This window comes from Actinomadura meyerae (assembly GCF_900188445.1).
In the GTDB taxonomy this organism is placed as follows: Bacteria; Actinomycetota; Actinomycetes; order Streptosporangiales; family Streptosporangiaceae; genus Spirillospora; species Spirillospora meyerae.
The window spans coordinates 38,455-53,029 of the sequence record NZ_FZOR01000027.1 but is presented as its reverse complement, the minus strand read 5'-3'; the positions used below and the strand labels follow the sequence as shown (position 1 = coordinate 53,029).

Annotated in this window: 15 protein-coding genes and 1 riboswitch; of the genes, 8 read left to right on the top strand and 7 right to left on the bottom strand. The window is 70.0% G+C overall.

Features of this window, described 5'->3' with window-relative positions:
* Positions 1-2: 2 nt before the first annotated feature.
* Positions 3-605: a TetR/AcrR family transcriptional regulator gene (locus CHF16_RS25240; RefSeq protein WP_089328616.1), complete on the bottom strand. Its 603-nt coding sequence runs from the start codon at positions 603-605 to the stop codon at positions 3-5.
* Between the two features lie 312 nt (positions 606-917).
* On the opposite strand from CHF16_RS25240, the gene CHF16_RS25235 reads away from it, so the two are divergent.
* Both CHF16_RS25235 and CHF16_RS25230 read left to right on the top strand, forming a co-directional pair.
* Positions 918-2,171, top strand: coding sequence for an IS4 family transposase (locus CHF16_RS25235; protein ID WP_089328615.1), 1,254 nt, complete (start codon positions 918-920; stop codon positions 2,169-2,171).
* A 431-nt stretch (positions 2,172-2,602) separates the two neighbouring features.
* A complete protein-coding gene (locus CHF16_RS25230) occupies positions 2,603-3,871 on the top strand; it encodes an HNH endonuclease signature motif containing protein (RefSeq protein WP_089328614.1) in 1,269 nt (422 codons plus the stop codon).
* Between the two features lie 12 nt (positions 3,872-3,883).
* Here the strand turns inward: CHF16_RS25230 and CHF16_RS25225 are convergent, their stop codons facing one another.
* The 3 genes from CHF16_RS25225 to CHF16_RS25215 form a co-directional block, all read right to left on the bottom strand.
* The gene (locus CHF16_RS25225) at positions 3,884-4,336 is read right to left on the bottom strand and encodes a hypothetical protein (RefSeq protein ID WP_089328613.1); all 453 of its coding nucleotides are present in this window, start codon (positions 4,334-4,336) and stop codon (positions 3,884-3,886) included.
* 34 nt (positions 4,337-4,370) lie between these two features.
* Positions 4,371-5,984, bottom strand: coding sequence for a serine/threonine-protein kinase (locus CHF16_RS25220; protein ID WP_179271692.1), 1,614 nt, complete (start codon positions 5,982-5,984; stop codon positions 4,371-4,373).
* Positions 5,985-6,380: 396 nt separating this feature from the next.
* A complete protein-coding gene (locus tag CHF16_RS25215; RefSeq protein WP_089328611.1) occupies positions 6,381-7,118 on the bottom strand; it encodes an SDR family NAD(P)-dependent oxidoreductase in 738 nt (245 codons plus the stop codon).
* A 114-nt stretch (positions 7,119-7,232) separates the two neighbouring features.
* Here CHF16_RS25215 and CHF16_RS25210 point away from each other — a divergent pair, with 114 nt between their 5' ends.
* Together CHF16_RS25210 and bluB are read left to right on the top strand one after the other, a co-directional pair.
* The gene (locus CHF16_RS25210; protein ID WP_218826824.1) at positions 7,233-7,871 is read left to right on the top strand and encodes a TetR/AcrR family transcriptional regulator; all 639 of its coding nucleotides are present in this window, start codon (positions 7,233-7,235) and stop codon (positions 7,869-7,871) included.
* 26 nt (positions 7,872-7,897) lie between these two features.
* Positions 7,898-8,093: riboswitch (cobalamin riboswitch) on the top strand.
* A gap of 36 nt (positions 8,094-8,129) precedes the next feature.
* Positions 8,130-8,756, top strand: a complete 627-nt coding sequence (bluB, locus tag CHF16_RS25205) for a 5,6-dimethylbenzimidazole synthase (RefSeq protein WP_089328610.1) — start codon at positions 8,130-8,132, stop codon at positions 8,754-8,756.
* On the opposite strand, the gene CHF16_RS25200 is transcribed toward bluB, so the two are convergent.
* Positions 8,653-9,831, bottom strand: a complete 1,179-nt coding sequence (locus CHF16_RS25200; protein WP_179271691.1) for a glycosyltransferase 87 family protein — start codon at positions 9,829-9,831, stop codon at positions 8,653-8,655. The two genes, bluB and CHF16_RS25200, sit on opposite strands and share 104 nt — an antisense overlap.
* 132 nt (positions 9,832-9,963) lie before the next feature.
* Here CHF16_RS25200 and CHF16_RS25195 point away from each other — a divergent pair, with 132 nt between their 5' ends.
* Genes CHF16_RS25195 through CHF16_RS25180 form a run of 4 tightly spaced genes read left to right on the top strand, consistent with a single transcriptional unit; the run spans position 9,964 to position 13,089 of the window.
* A complete protein-coding gene (locus CHF16_RS25195) occupies positions 9,964-11,076 on the top strand; it encodes a sensor histidine kinase (protein ID WP_179271690.1) in 1,113 nt (370 codons plus the stop codon).
* Positions 11,073-11,765, top strand: coding sequence for a response regulator (locus CHF16_RS25190; RefSeq protein WP_089328607.1), 693 nt, complete (start codon positions 11,073-11,075; stop codon positions 11,763-11,765). Before CHF16_RS25195 ends, CHF16_RS25190 begins: the two co-directional genes overlap by 4 nt.
* A 38-nt stretch (positions 11,766-11,803) precedes the next feature.
* Positions 11,804-12,187, top strand: a complete 384-nt coding sequence (locus CHF16_RS25185; RefSeq protein ID WP_089328606.1) for a BlaI/MecI/CopY family transcriptional regulator — start codon at positions 11,804-11,806, stop codon at positions 12,185-12,187.
* A complete protein-coding gene (locus CHF16_RS25180) occupies positions 12,184-13,089 on the top strand; it encodes a M56 family metallopeptidase (RefSeq protein ID WP_089328605.1) in 906 nt (301 codons plus the stop codon). Before CHF16_RS25185 ends, CHF16_RS25180 begins: the two co-directional genes overlap by 4 nt.
* On the opposite strand, the gene CHF16_RS41525 is transcribed toward CHF16_RS25180, so the two are convergent.
* Entirely contained in the window at positions 13,046-13,306 is a 261-nt protein-coding gene (locus tag CHF16_RS41525; protein WP_245869189.1) for a hypothetical protein, read from the bottom strand. The two genes, CHF16_RS25180 and CHF16_RS41525, sit on opposite strands and share 44 nt — an antisense overlap.
* On the bottom strand, positions 13,276-14,529 hold the full coding sequence (locus CHF16_RS25175; RefSeq protein ID WP_245869186.1) for an MFS transporter: 1,254 nt from the start codon (positions 14,527-14,529) through the stop codon (positions 13,276-13,278). Before CHF16_RS25175 ends, CHF16_RS41525 begins: the two co-directional genes overlap by 31 nt.
* Positions 14,530-14,575 lie beyond the last annotated feature (46 nt).

The following is a 14,575-nucleotide window of genomic DNA, read 5'->3' as shown; positions in this document are numbered from 1 at the left end:
ATTCAGGCTTTCTTATTGGAGCGCGTTGCTAGGCTGAAAGTCGCGGTCAGTTCGTTGATGACGTCGTACACCGGGGTTCCGAGTGCGACCCGCAGACCTTCGCTGTCGAGGGTGCGGCGGAGCATCGAGGCCATCATGACGGGGTCGAAGCGGCGCAGTTCTTCGCTGTTCTGGCCCTCCTCGAACAGCGCCACAAGGTCGGAGAGGGACGCCGCCACGAGATCGTCGTAGGAGCCCGCCGCCGTTGCCGCCCGATGCGCGACGACCGCTATCAAGGCACGCGTCTCCACTGGCTGCTGCGCGCAGTACGTGAGGAAGGTGCGGATGTACGACGTGAGCCGGTCCAGCACGCTGCCCTCGGCGCGCAGTGTGGCGGCGAGTTCGGGACCGAGACTCCCGACGACGAGCTCGACCACGGCGTTGAGGATCTCGTCCCTTGTCTCGAAGTTGCTGTGGTAAGCGCCCCGGCTGTACCCGGCCTCCTCCGCGATCGCCTCGACGGAGGTGGCGGCCACCCCGCGCTCCGCGAACAACCGCGCCGCCGATATCACCAGCTCAGCGCGTGTGCGCTGCTGCCTCTCGGCCCGCGTCTCTCGTCTCGCCATGGCTTGAAAGATACATCATCGTATCTGGATACATCGTCGTATCTGAGAGGTCGGGTGTTCGCCTGGCCCGGTTCGAGCCGGGCATGTTCGTGGAATCGTGGTGGGGGCGGCGCTGCGTACGGGGCCGCCCCTCCAAAGTCAAGGGCGCCTTCGGCGTCGCTTCGCGATGGGACTCCGTCCCACCCTTGACTCAATGCCGCTTAGTTAGGGCTGGCGCGTCGGCTTCTTCACATATCCACAGGGTGGTTTGTGGATTAGTTCATTTTTGGGTTTTCGTGGACGTGGAACTAGCGGCAGATCTACCGTGCGGCGATGGATGAGGCTGCTGCGCGTGGTTCGGGTTCGGCTGGTGTGCTGGTGGACCAGATCGGTATCGGGGTTTTGACGCGCTTGGTGCCGCGTGAGCTGGTGGATGAGGTGGTCGCCGCTGCCGGGCGCCGGGAGAAGCGGGTGCGGCTGCTGCCTGCGCGTGTTGTGGTCTATTTCGTCATGGCGATGACGTTGTTCCATGGGGACGCGTATGAGGAAGTGATACGGAAGCTGGTGCAGGGTCTGCGCGGGTTGCGGATCTGGCGGGACGAGTGGGCGGTGCCGACCTCGGGTGCGCTGACCCAGGCCCGCCGGCGGCTTGGGGCCGAGGTGATGCGTGATCTGTTCTTCCGTGTGGCGGTTCCCTGTGCCCGGCGGTCGACCCGGGGCGCGTGGCTGGGGCGGTGGCGGCTGATGGCCCTTGATGGCTTTGACATCGAGGTGCCCGACAGCGCCGCGAACGCCGAGCGTTTCGGGTATGCGGGGAAGAAGAAGACCGAGAAGGGCGTGTTCCCCAAAGTGCTGGTGGTCGGGCTGGCCGAATGCGGCACCCACGCCATCGTCGGAGCGGAGTTCGGTGCGCAGCATGATACCGAGATCGCGCTGGCGACCCGGCTGCTGGGCTCGGGGATCGTGGGCGAGGACATGCTGGTCATCGGTGACCGGGGCATGTACAGCAACGAACATCTGCAACGGATCAAGGATGCTGGGGCGGAGGCGTTGCTGCGCGCCAAGGTCAATGTTCTGCTTCCGGTCATCAAATGGTTCCCTGATGGGTCTTATCTGTCGTATTCGGCGAACCGCAGGGCCCGCACCGCCGCGTCCAAGCGCTTGGCGGCCGGGACTATGGAGTTGACGGAACTTCCCGGCCTGTACGTCCGGGTCGTGGAATATGAAGTGACCAACCGGGGAGAGGATGAGCTGTTCACCCTCGTCACCACCATCCTTGACCCCCTGGACGCGCCCGCGGCCGAACTCGCCGCGGCCTACCATGAGCGGTGGGAGATCGAAACGGCCATCGGCGAACTGAAAACGCACCAGAAGGGCGCCGGGGTGTTGTTGCGCTCGAAGTCACCAGAGATGGTCGAGCAGGAGCTGTGGGGGATGCTGCTGACATACTACGGCGTCCGGCAGCTCATGGCCGAGGCCGCGGATCAAGCGGAATTGGATCCGGACCGGTTGTCGTTCATCCGCTCACTTCGCATCGTCCGCCGGCAGGTAGGGGGCCCGGCGGATTTTTCCCCCGGCGCACCTTGACCGCGCGACCGCCGACACCATCGCTGAAATAGTCGAACGTCCGAACCCGCCACGGCGTCTACGCAGTTATCCACGCGTTACCAAACGTCAGCGGTACACGTCCTACCGAGTCAAACGACCCGCAGATACCTGCATCCATCACTCGGAAGAACCCGCCATCAAGGTCCTGGGTCCCGCAGCCTAACTAAGCGGCATTGACCCTTGACTTTGGAGCCTCTGCGGCCCCTGAGTGCAGCTTTCGTCGGGCAGGCTCCGCCTGCCCTCTGCCCGACGCGCCGCCCCCACCCCAAAAAGGAACGACACAATAATTCGAATGCCCGATATGAGGCATTTGTGAAACGCTCGACGGTGATCAAGAATTCCACAAAAGAATCATGGTCGAATTCTAGTTCAAGAGCACGAAGCGGCATCCGGCCGGATATCATGGATACATGAGTCTGATTGCGGTCGACCCCGATGCCGCGTCCACCATGGAATTGGTGCACGCGGCCTCGACGATCGCCGCAGCACTCGCCTCTCGCACCGCCCCCGACTCCCCAACCGCCTGCCTGGAACTCGCCGAAGAACTCGCCGCCGACGTTGATCTGCTGGAGGCTGCGCTGGCGGGGTTCGTCGGTGTGGTGGACGGGGCCCGGGAGGTGCAGCGGTGGGGTTTCCCCTCCACCCGGTCCTGGCTGCGGTCCCGCATGGGCATGCGCGAATCCCGCGCCAAGGAGCGGCTGACCCTGGCGCGGCAGCGGCATCGTCTGACGGAGGTCACCGAGCGTTGGACCACCGGTGACCTGTCGGCCGGGTACGCCGCGACGATCGCCGAGGCCACCGCCCGCCTGGACGATGATGATTGCGCCACTGCCGAGACGACCCTGCTGGACATGGTCGACAAGGGCTTCTCCGCGGGGAAGGTGGCCTCGTTCGGTAAGCGGATCCGCGACGTCATCGCCGAACGCGACGGACGCGAACAAGCCCCGCAGGACGTGAAGCGTGGGTATGAGCGGTCGTGGATCGACTCGACCCGGTCGTTGGACGGTGGCCGCTACGTCAAGGGCTGGTTGAACGCCGAGGACGCCGCGATTTGGGACGGCACCCTCGCACCGTTGGCCAAGCCCGCCGGGACCGACGACCGGCGCGACCTATCAGAGCGGACCGCGGCGGCGTTGACGAGTGTGCTGTCGGGTGGGCACACGGCCACCAAGGTCACCGTCATCTGCGACCTGGACACCCTCACCGGCGGCACCACCCCCGCACGCCTCACCGACGGCACCTCCATCCCCGCAGCCCAAGCCCGCCGCATCGCCCTGAACGCCGGAGTGTCGCCGCTGCTGCTCGGTCAGGGGAACACGCCGCTCTACCTCGGGCACCGGGTGCGGTTCGCCACCGTGCCGCAACGGCAGGTCCTGGAGGCCCTGTACTCGACGTGCGCGGTGCAGGGATGCGAGGTGCCCGGGACGCTGTGCGAGGTCGACCACGTCCACGGCTGGGCCCTCGGCAACAGCCCCACCGACATCGACAAACTCACCCTGTGCTGCGGCTGGCACAACCGCTACAAACACACCCACCCCGACCGACTCCACATCACCAAAGCCCAGGACGGCCGGTACACCTACCGCCTCCACCCACCTGGCGCTACTCCGGCCACGGGGCCGCCACTGTGGACGATCAGTCCGGCCAATCGTCCACCGCCAACAAGCCAAGCGGCGTGATGACCGTGCCCCTCACGGGCGGGGGCTCTTGGGGGCACGGATTGGCGCATCGCTGACGGCCGCGAGCAGTTCGATGGGGAACTCCGCGTCCTGCTGGCCGACCAGGAGGGCCACCCATCGGTCCGGTGTCGCGTGCCGCCACAGGTGCATCCTGGTGCTGAGCATGGACAGCTGGTCGATCGGCTCCGGCGCCGGGTCTTCCTCAAGCGGCCACAGATCGAACGGCTCCGGGTTGCCCCAACGTGCCGTCAGCACCTCCGTCAGCCCCTGGCGGGCGGCTTCGATCTCGGCCTCGGCCGCCTCGACGATCTCCTCGCTGCGGTCCTCCCAGAAGTCCTGGCTGGCACAGAGGACCTGCACGTGGTAGCTCGGTCCGCTGCTCCGATCCCCGTCATGCTCTTCCTCGCGGGGAAAGGAGCGAGCGAGCAGTTCGTCGACGATGGCCCCCAATTCCTGTGTTTTCACGCGGGGAGGCTAACGCGCCGGCGGCATGCGGGCATCACGGGCCGGTCTGGGGGCTCCAGCGCGGTCCGGCATGCCGGGCCAGGGCCTCGATCAGGGCCCGGTGCCGCTGCTCGTCCATGGGGCCGAGGACGCAGAGGGGTGGGCGTTCGTCCTGGCCTCTTTGCAACTCGGGGATCGACACGTCGAGGCCGATCCATCCGGCCGGGCGGAAGCGGCTGAATTGGCGTTGCGTCCCGTGGAACCGGACTCGCAGTGCATTGCACCGGTGGTACCGGCCCGCCGCCGTGCGTTCGAGGGAGACCGTTTCGATCTCGTTCCAGGGGAATGTGCGCCGCCCGGCGGGCCCGGTGGAGGGGGTGGCGCATCGCGGGTCCGCGGTGGTGATGCCGTACGAGTCCACGCGGAGCGACCACGGGTGCCTCTGCGGCAGTCCGCGAGAATGGCGGAGCCAAGCCCGGGTGTAGACGGCGAGGTAGATGGCGTACAACGGGACGACCAAACAGGCCAAGAGTGCCGGGTAGAGCGCAAGGAACATCGCGTACTTCAGAGGGTCGCCCGGCGTGTCGTCTCCGAAGTTCACTCCCAGCCACATGGTCAGCGGCGTTGCGACTGCGAGGACGGCCACGACGATCCAGCGGGGGCGCGGGTCCTTCCTCGTTGCTTCCGTGTATGTGGACGGGAATTCTTCTCCCGTCCAGGTCATTTCGAAAGGTTCCGCGGTGCTCGGCGGATCCTGCAGGGTGGTGGCCCCTGCGGGCACCGTCGCCGGTTCCGGCGCACCGGACTTCACCAGATCCTCGGTCCGGTCCGGGAGGGTGGCAGTCCGCGCCTGCCGGAGGCGTTCGTGGACGACCTGCGCATTCGCCGGGCGCTTGTCCGGGTCGCGTTGCAGGAGTTCTGCCACCAGGTCTGTGAGAGGCGCGGGGACGTCCGGGCGAAGGGCGTTCAACCGGGGTGCTTCGCCGTCCAGTTTCCGGCGGATGACGGAAAGGTCGTTGGCGCCGGTGAACGGGGGCTCCCCGGCGAGCAGTGCGAACAGGACGCCGCCCAGCGCGTAGAGGTCGGAGCGCTCGTCGCCGCGCTGGTCGAGGAACTGCTCCGGCGCACCGTACGAGGCCGTGCCCGCAGGTGACAGGACGGTGGTCGGGGCGACGGTGAAGGTGTGAGTGTGAGAGAAGCCGGCGATGCCGAAATCGACGACCTTGACGCGGCCGTCGGCGGTCAGCATGACGTTCGACGGCTTGATGTCGTAATGGATGACCTTCGCCTTGTGCGCGGCGGCCAGGGCTGCGCAGATCTCCTGGGCGATCTCCAGGGCCCGCGTCACGTCCATCGGTTTCCCGCCGCGCACGTGTTCGGTGAGGGCGGTGCCCTCCACCCGTTCCATCACCATGAAGCGCAGACCGTCATGGACGCCCCGGTCGTAGAGGGCGACGACGTTGGGGTGATTGATCTGCGCGGCGGCCACGGCCTCGCGTTCGAAGCGGTGGCGCAGATCCGGGGGCGCGTCGGTGTCATCGGCGAGGAATTTCACGGCCACGTCCCGGTGCAGGTCACGGTCGCGGGACGCCCATACCTCGCCCATCCCGCCCCGGCCCAGGCGTTCGACCAGTTCGTACCTGCCCGCGATCAGCGTGCCGCTTTCCACCCGCTGCCCCTCACTCGTTCGCCTTCGACGCACGATCATTTTGGCGCAATCCGGCTCTTCGGATGAGTGACTTGTTCCCTTGTCGGCACCCCGGCGCGCCGCCGAGAGGCCACGTGGCCACGCCGCTTCTCGGCGCGGCGAGCCCTGTGGTTCGGGCTGGAGGGCCGGTCTCAGGAATGGCCACGGGCTTGTGTCCAGCCGTGGGGCCCCGAACTCTGGCTTCGCTACACCGAGAACTGCGGCGGCGCTGATGGTCTGCCGATCGGGTGGGGCTTCGGCGCCTGGAGTACGCACGAGTGCCTTATGACACCGCCCTCCTCGCGCTGGGGCGGGATGGGCGCCGCCGCCCCTTTCACGCGGAGGCGCGCTCCTGAGGCGGCACACGCGCCCTCGCGGTTACTGCATCTGATCGGTCGGGCGGATGAGGATTTCGTTGACCGCGACGTGGTGCGGCTGCGTGAGTGCGTACACGACGGCGTTGGCTATGTCCTCGGGCTGGAGGGTGCGCATGGACGCGGCCAACTGCCGTGCGGCCGCCCGGCTCGCCGGATGGGAGAGGTGGTCGGTCAGTTCCGTGGAGACGAAACCCGGTTCGACGATCACCACGCGCACGCCCTGGGCGGTCACCTCCTGCCGGAGCCCCTCGGAGAAGGCGTTGACGCCGAACTTCGTCGCGGCGTAGACGGCGCCGCCCGCGGAGGCGATCCGTCCCGACGTCGAGGAGACCTGCAGGACGGTGCCCTTGCTCTCCAGGAGGTGCGGCAGGGCCGCGTGGACGGCGTACATCGAGCCGAGCAGGTTCGTCTCGACCATGCGGGTCCACTCGGTGGTGTCGGCGTCCGCGATCGGGCCGTTGAGCATCACACCGGCGTTGTTCACCAGGACGTCGAGGGCGCCGAAGCGGTCCACGGTCTTCGCGACCGCGGCCTGGACCGACCGCTGGTCCGTCACGTCCAGGTCCACGGGCAGGACCTCGCCCGGTGCCTTGTCCGCCAGGGCCGCGAGGCGGTCGGCGCGGCGGGCCCCGGCGGCCAGCTTCGCGCCCTCGGCCGACAGGGCCAGTGCGGTCGCCTCGCCGATGCCCGAGGACGCGCCGGTGACCAGGATGACCTTGCCGGCGAGCGTGTCGTTCATGTCGTGTCCCTCCCTTGTGGCCGATCTAAGCGGACCGGCCGGTCACCTTAGTGTAGGCGCTAAACGGACCGATCGGTCACCTTAGGTAGGGTGGGCGTCAGGAAGGAGCGGCACATGTCCAGAACCGTCCCGTCGCGCAGCGACGCGGTGCGCAACCGGCGGCTGCTGCTGGACGCCGCGGCCCGGACGTTCGCCGAGCGCGGCGTCGAGGTCTCCATCGGCGAGATCGCGGAGTGCGCCGGGGTGGGCAAGGGGACGGTCTTCCGGCACTTCTCGTCCAAGGCCGACCTGCTCGCGGCGATCATGCTCGGCATGCTGGACGAGATGCAGGGCACCGGGATCGCGCTGCTGGAGGCCGATGATCCGGGGCAGGCGCTGCGGGAGTTCATGGCGGCCGGGGTGGAGATCTTCGTCAGGGACCGGGCGTTCTGCGAGGTCGTCGGCCGTCCGTCGCTGCAGAGCGCGGAGGTGCGGGAGGCGATCCAGCGGCTTCGCGACGTCGCGGAGGAGCTGACCGACCGCGCACGGCGGCAGGGGGCCGTGCGGGCGGACGTCACCGGCACCGATATCGTCCTGCTGCTGAGCGGCATCCAGCACACGGCGGAGCCGCTGCTCGACCAGGAGCCGCAGGCATGGCGCCGCTACCTCGAACTCGTTCTGGACGGGCTCTCCGCCGGATCGCGGCCGCCGCTGCCGTATCCGCCGCCGGGGCGGTTGTCCCTGGACGGGGCGGCGGGCGATTTCGGCGATTGAGTCCGTTAGAGCGGTAGAGTCGCCGCCGGCATGAACTGATGCGGGGTGCCCCCTCGTGGGGAGAATCGGGAAGCCGGTGTGAATCCGGCACGGGCCCGCCGCGGTGACCGGGGAGCTGCCGTCCACGCGCGCTTGCGCGGCCACTGGCCGGAAGGCTGGGAAGGCGGACGGTTTCGGCGTCGATCCGGGAGTCCGAAGACCGGCCCCGCTCCACGCGGCCGCCCGTTGCGGCGGCCCGAACGCAGCGGGAGCCTGCCCATGGAGCTTTACGACGCCATCCACCGCCGCCGCGATGTCCGCGCCGAGTTCACCGGCGCGCCCATTCCGCCGGACGTGCTGGAGCGTGTGCTGGCGGCGGCGCATGCCGCGCCGAGTGTGGGGCTGTCGCAGCCCTGGGATTTCATCCTGGTGCGGGACGCCCGGCTTCGGCGCGCCTTCCACGACCACGTCCAGGACGAGCGGGACGTTTTCGCGCGCACTCTTCGGGGGGACGCGGCGGAGCGGTTCGCGCGGATCAAGATCGACGGGGTGCTGGAGTCGACCCTTTCGGTCGTGGTCACCTACGACGCCGCGCGTGGCGGCCCGGCGGTTCTGGGACGGCACGCGATCGCGGACGCGGGGCTGTACTCGGTCTGCCTCGCCATTCAGAACCTGTGGCTGGCCGCCACGGCGGAGGGTCTCGGCGTGGGGTGGGTTTCGTTCTACCAGGAGGCGTTCCTGCGCGAGCTGCTCGGCATTCCGGTGGACGTCCGTCCGGTCGCCTGGCTGTGCCTCGGGCCGGTCAGCCGTCTGCGATCCGTTCCGGATCTCGAACGGCACGGCTGGCGGCAGCGGCGGGCACTGGACGCCGCTGTTCGCCATGACGGGTGGGCGGGGCGGTCCTGAGGCGGATCGCCATGTGGGTCAGGAAGGCCACGGCCGCCAGCAGGTAGCAGTTGGCGACCGGCGTCAGGAGGATGTGGAAGCCGTATTGCAGCGGATGGCCGTTGTGCGGCGTCCACCAGAGGGGCGAGAGCGCGAAAAGGAGGTAGGCGGCCACGGCGGTTCTGCGGTTGCCGTTCCTGAGGAGCAGCGCCAGGGCGGGGACGATCCACACCCAGTGGTGCGCCCAGGAAATGGGAGAGACCAGCAGGCCGGTCGCGCCCGTGACCGCCGTTGCCGCCAGCCAGTCGCCCCGCCTCGCCCAGAGGACGGCGAGCGTTAGGCCGATCGCGCCGATGGTCAGGGGAATGGCGGTGTACCAGTCGCCCACTTCGGCCGTCCCGCGCAGTATCCGGTTCAGTGTGCCGTAGGGGGATTGGTTGCTGATGTACGGGACGCCCACTCGGGTCGTGTCGTAGAAAGTGTCCAGCCAATAGACGCGGGATGCTTCCGGGGCGATGGCATAGGCGAGCAGGGTGCAGGTGGCGAAGGTCGCCGCGGCGGTCACGGCGTCCTTCGTGCGCCTCGTCAGCAGGAGCAGGACGACGAAGACGGCCGGGGTCAGTTTGATCGCGGTCGCGATGCCGATGGCGATCCCGGCGGGGCGGCCCTGGGCGGCGCGGTGCATGTCGGCCAGGACGAGGGCGAGCAGGAAAAGGTTGACCTGGCCCAGGAAGAACGAGTGGTAGACCGGTTCCAGGAGGAGGCCGGCCGCGACGACGGTGATCAGGGACGCGCGGCGTCCGGTCAGTTCCATCGTGGTTCGGCACGCCCAGATGAAGGCCGCCAGTGCCGCGAACTGCCAGATCACCCGGGCCGCGGTGAGGGGGAGCAGGGACAGCGGCGTGAAGAGCGCGGCGAAGAAGGGGGTGTTGGTGAACCAGTGGTCGGCCAGTTGTTCGGTATAGAGGCGGGTTCCCTCTTTTATGGCGTCCCCGCCCAGCCAGTAGATGCGGAAGTCCAGTGAGTCGTAGACGACGGAGAAAACCGCGATCGCTGTGACTTCGACGGCCAGGAGAAGTGCCATCCAGCGTTTCATGCGATAACGGTGTCGGCGGCCCCGGGTCCCGCGCATCGGGCCGTCGCACACATTCGCGGAAGGTCTGTTGGCCTGCGGGATTACGCCCGCGGGCCAATGTGCGGGAGAACGGCCTCCGGTTACGATCGGCGCATGTCAGCCCAAGTGCGCCGTCTCGCCGGAGCGGTTCTCGCCTGGGCGGGGGCCGCTCTCTATCCCGGCGTCCTGTTCGTCGTCTTCTCCGGGGAGCTCGTCTCTCCGGAAGTGGACGTCCTGCTCTGCGCCGGTGGCACGGTCCTCCTCGCCGCGCTGCTTCGGCGCCACCCCGTCCCGGCCCTCGCGCTCCTGTTCCTGGGCTGGACCCTGGCCCTCGTGGAGACGGAGAACGGAACCGTCGCGGGGGCGCTGATCCTGCTCACCGATCTCGCCGTCTGCTACGTCGCCGCGACCCGGCCGCGCCGGTACTCGGGGTCTGTGGCGGCCGCCACCGGTGTCCTGCAAGTGCTGGCCGTCGCCGGGTTCCTCGTGCCGGACGAGGTGCTCCTCCTCACCGTCGTCCTGGCGATGGCCGTCGTGTGGATGACGGGGAACTCGCTCCGGGTGCGGCGCGCGCACGCGGAGGAGATGCGCGAGCGGGCGACCGCGCAGGCCGTCGCCGCGGAGCGGCTCCGGATCGCCCGGGAGCTGCACGACATGGTCGCGCACAGCATCGGGATCATCGCGATCCAGGCGGGCGTGGGCGGACGGGTGATCGAGACGCAGCCTGCGGAGGCCCGCAACGCGCTGGGCGCGATCGAGGCCACCAGCCGCGACACCCTGGCCGGGCTGCGGCGGATGCTGACCGCGCTCCGCGCGGACGATCCCGTGCCGCTCGGCCCCGCGCCCGGCCTGGCCGACCTCGACCGGCTGGCGCGGGCGACCGCGGATGCCGGCGTCGAGGTCGACATCCACCGGACGGGCGTGCCGCGGCCGCTCCCGCCGGAGGTCGACCTGTCCGCGTACCGGATCGTCCAGGAGGCCGTGACGAACGTCGTCCGGCACGCGGGCACCGACCGCTGCCGGGTGACGATCGACTACCGCGACGGCGAGCTGGCGGTCGAGGTGGCCGACGGCGGGCGCGGCGGCGTGGTCGGCACCGGGTACGGGCTGGTGGGCATGCGGGAGCGGGTCGCGCTGCTGCGCGGCGAGTTCGCGGCCGGCCCGTGCCCCGAGGGCGGGTTCCGGGTGGCGGCGCGCATCCCCGTCGAGGCGGGGGCGGCCGCGTGACGATCCGCGTCGTGCTGGCCGACGACCAGCCGCTGATCCGCGCCGGGCTGCGCGTCCTGATCGCCGACACCCCGGACCTGGAGATCGTCGGCGAGGCGGGGACGGGCCGCGAGGCCGTCGAGCTGGTCGAGGAACTGCGTCCCGACGTGGTCGTCATGGACATCCGCATGCCCGACATGGACGGCATCGAGGCCACCCGCCGGATCAGCGGGGCGCACGTGATCATGCTGACCACGTTCGACGACGACGAGTACGTGTACGGGTCGCTGAAGGCGGGTGCGAGCGGCTTCCTGGTCAAGGACATGGCGCTGGAGGAGATCCTCGGGGCGATCCGTGTCGTCGCGGGCGGGGACGGGCTGATCGCGCCCAGCGTCACCAAGCGGCTGATCGAGGAGTTCGCCGCACGTCCCGGATCCGCCGCGGCGCCGCGGCACACGGCGGCGCCGCGGCCCGCGGGGGAGGGGAAGGCCGCCGGGATCACCGAGCGCGAGCGGGAGGTCCTGACCCTGGTCGGGCGCGGCATGACGAACCAGGAGATCGCCGGCGAGCTCTACATCAGCGTCGCCACGGCGAAGGCGCACGTCGCCCGGCTGCTGGCGAAGCTGTCCGCCCGCGACAGGGTCCAGCTGGTCATCATCGCCTACGAGCTGGGCCTCGTCGGGCCTCCTACCAGCGGTAGTACTACCTGACGTGGTCACCTCGGTATCGGTCGGATAACCTTGGTGGCGTGAAGGGTCTGGGAGAGCTTGAACGCACGGTCATGGAGGTCCTCTGGGAGCGGGAGGACGCCGGCCACGAGGCGGCGACCGCCCGTGACGTGAGCCGCGCGCTCGCCGGCGACCGGGACCTCGCCCACACGACGGTCATGACGGTGCTCGACAGGCTCGCCAAGAAGGGCTTCCTGGAGCGCGAGCGCGACGGCCGCGCCTGGCGCTACCACCCGGTCGCGAGCCGGGAGATGTACGTGACCGAGCTGATGCTCGGCGCCCTGAACGAGACCGGTGACCGGGACGCGGCGCTCGCGCACTTCGTCCGGTCCGTCTCGCGGGACGAGATCGACGTCATCCGGGAGACCCTCGCGGGCCTCACGAGCAAGGAACCACCGGCATGACCGGCGCCGCCCTGCTCGCATTGATCTCTCTCGGGACCGTCGGCGGGGCGCACTTCCTGTCCCGTGCCCGGTGGACGTGGCGGGCGCCGCGCATCGGGATCGCGCTCTGGCAGGCCCTCGGGCTGTGCTGGGGCGTCGCCACGATCGGGGCCCTGCTCGGCCTCGCCCTCCTCCCGTACCGCAAGGGCGTCCTCGGCGGGCTGCCCGGCCTCTACGACGACCAGGCCGCGCGGCTCGGCGCCGTGCAGGTCGCGGCGCTGCTCGGCGCGATCAGCCTGGCCGGCGTGCTGCTGGTCATGCTGATGTTCGCGGTGGTCCGGGTGTTCCGGGCCCGGCGGCGGCACCGGGCGCTGCTCGCGCTGGTGTCGCGCCGCGACTCCTCCGTGCCGGGCACCCTCGTCCTCGACCATCCGGGCGCCGCCGCGTACTGCGTGCCGGGCGTCCGCTCGCACAAGGTCGTGGTCAGCGCCGGGACGCTGGAGCTGCTCGACCGCGGCGAGCTGGCCGCGGTCCTCGCGCACGAGCGCGCGCACGCGCGCGAGCGGCACGACCTGGTGCTGCTCCCGTTCGCGTCGCTGCGCCAGGTGTTCCCGCAGTTCCGCCTGGTCGGGCGATGCCTGGACGCGGTGGAGCTGCTGATCGAGATGGCCGCCGACGACCGGGCCCGGCACCACCACCCGGCGCGCGAGCTGGCGACGGCGCTGCTGCGGTTCGCCGCCGCGCGCCCGGCCGCGGCCCCGTCCGGGACGCTCGGCGTCGCGCACGGCGAGATGCCGGTGATGGCGCGGGTGAACCGGCTGCTGGAACCGCAGCCGGTGTCCCGCCGCATGCGCGTCGCCGCGACGATCGCGGTGCCGGTTATCGCCGGCCTTCCACTGCTGCTTCTCGTCCTGCCGCACTAGCCGCCGCGGGCTCCGCCGGGGCGCCCGCGGGCCGCGGGCGCCGCAGGACGAGCAGGGACACCGCGAGCGCGGCGACCAGCAGCCCGCCGGAGACGCCGAACGCGAGGTGGTAGCCGCCGGTGAGCGCGCGGGCGGCGTCCTGCCCGTCCGCGCGCAGGGTCTCGGTGCGGGACGCGGCGAGCGTGGTCAGGACCGCGACGCCGAGCGCCATCCCCACCTGCTGGACGGTGTTGAACACCCCGACGCGAGGCCCGCGTCCTCCGGCCGGGCGCTCGACATGCCGAGCCCGGTCAGCGACGGCAGCACCAGCCCGGCGCCCGCGACCAGCACGAACACCGGGAGCAGGTCGGTGGCGTAGTCGGCGTCCACCGGGACGGTCGTCAGCCACGCCATCGCGCCGATCAGCAGCACCAGCCCCGCCATCAGCACGAGCCGCTCCCCGAGCCGGTTCGACAGCCGCGCCGACACCAGCAGCGACACCGCGCCGATCGCGACGGCGGCCGGGAGCATCGCGAGGCCGGTGTCCAGCGCGCCGTAGCCGAGGACCTGCTGCATGTAGAGCGCGACGACCACCTGGAACGAGAACATCGCCGACAGGGTGAGCAACTGGACGGCGTAGGCGCCGGACACGTTGCGCGAGCGCAGGATCCGCAGCGGCATCAGCGGGGTTTCCGCTAGCGCCTGCCGGACCGCGAACCCGGCGAGGAGCAGCAGCGACACCGCGCCGAGGCCCAGCGTGTGGAGCGAGAGCCAGCCGTGGCCCTCGACCTTCACGATCGTGTAGATGCCGAGCATCAGCCCGGAAGTGACGAGCAGCGCGCCGGCGACGTCCGCGCCGGCGGACAGGCCGAGCCCGCGGTCGCGGGGCAGGGCGGGCAGCGCCAGCAGGATCGTGACCAGGCCGATCGGCACGTTGATCAGGAAGATCCAGTGCCAGCTCAGGGCGTCGGTGAGGACGCCGCCGAGGACCTGCCCGATGGACGCGCCCGCGGCGCCGGTGAAGCTGAAGATGCCGATGGCCTTCGCCCGCTCGCGCGGGTCGGTGAACAGCGTCACGAGGATGCCGAGCACGACCGCGGTGGCGAGCGCGCCGCCGGAGCCCTGCAGGAACCGGGCCGCGATCAGCACGCCGGACGTGCCGGCCGCCCCGGCGAGCGCGGACGCCGCCGTGAACACCGCGTTCCCGGCGAGGAAGAGCGTCCTGCGGCCGACGAGGTCGCCGATCCGTCCGGCGAGGAGCAGCAGCCCGCCGAGCGGGATCAGGTAGGCGTTCATGATCCAGCTGAGCCCGGCGGGGGAGAAGCCGAGGTCGGCCTGGATGGCGGGGGCGGCGACGGTGACGATGCTGCCGTCGAGGACCGCCATCAGCATGGTCGCCGACAGCACGGCGAGCGCCGTCCAGCGGGACCGCAGTGCGGGAAGGGTCGTCTCCTGGTTCATGGAGCGACCGTAGCAGATTGTTTTGTTATAGACGATCCTTTGTGGA

Bases quoted from the DNA above. Each gene is read 5' to 3' on its own strand.
- CHF16_RS25210 (WP_218826824.1), top strand. From the start codon at position 7,233: ATGTCCAGAACCGTCCCGTCGCGCAGCGACGCGGTGCGCAACCGGCGG.
- CHF16_RS25180 (WP_089328605.1), top strand. From the start codon at position 12,184: ATGACCGGCGCCGCCCTGCTCGCATTGATCTCTCTCGGGACCGTCGGC.
- CHF16_RS25235 (WP_089328615.1), top strand. From the start codon at position 918: ATGGATGAGGCTGCTGCGCGTGGTTCGGGTTCGGCTGGTGTGCTGGTG.
- CHF16_RS25230 (WP_089328614.1), top strand. From the start codon at position 2,603: ATGAGTCTGATTGCGGTCGACCCCGATGCCGCGTCCACCATGGAATTG.
- CHF16_RS25195 (WP_179271690.1), top strand. From the start codon at position 9,964: ATGTCAGCCCAAGTGCGCCGTCTCGCCGGAGCGGTTCTCGCCTGGGCG.
- bluB (WP_089328610.1), top strand. From the start codon at position 8,130: ATGGAGCTTTACGACGCCATCCACCGCCGCCGCGATGTCCGCGCCGAG.
- CHF16_RS25200 (WP_179271691.1), bottom strand. From the start codon at position 9,831: ATGAAACGCTGGATGGCACTTCTCCTGGCCGTCGAAGTCACAGCGATC.
- CHF16_RS25240 (WP_089328616.1), bottom strand. From the start codon at position 605: ATGGCGAGACGAGAGACGCGGGCCGAGAGGCAGCAGCGCACACGCGCT.
- CHF16_RS25215 (WP_089328611.1), bottom strand. From the start codon at position 7,118: ATGAACGACACGCTCGCCGGCAAGGTCATCCTGGTCACCGGCGCGTCC.
- CHF16_RS25175 (WP_245869186.1), bottom strand. From the start codon at position 14,529: ATGAACCAGGAGACGACCCTTCCCGCACTGCGGTCCCGCTGGACGGCG.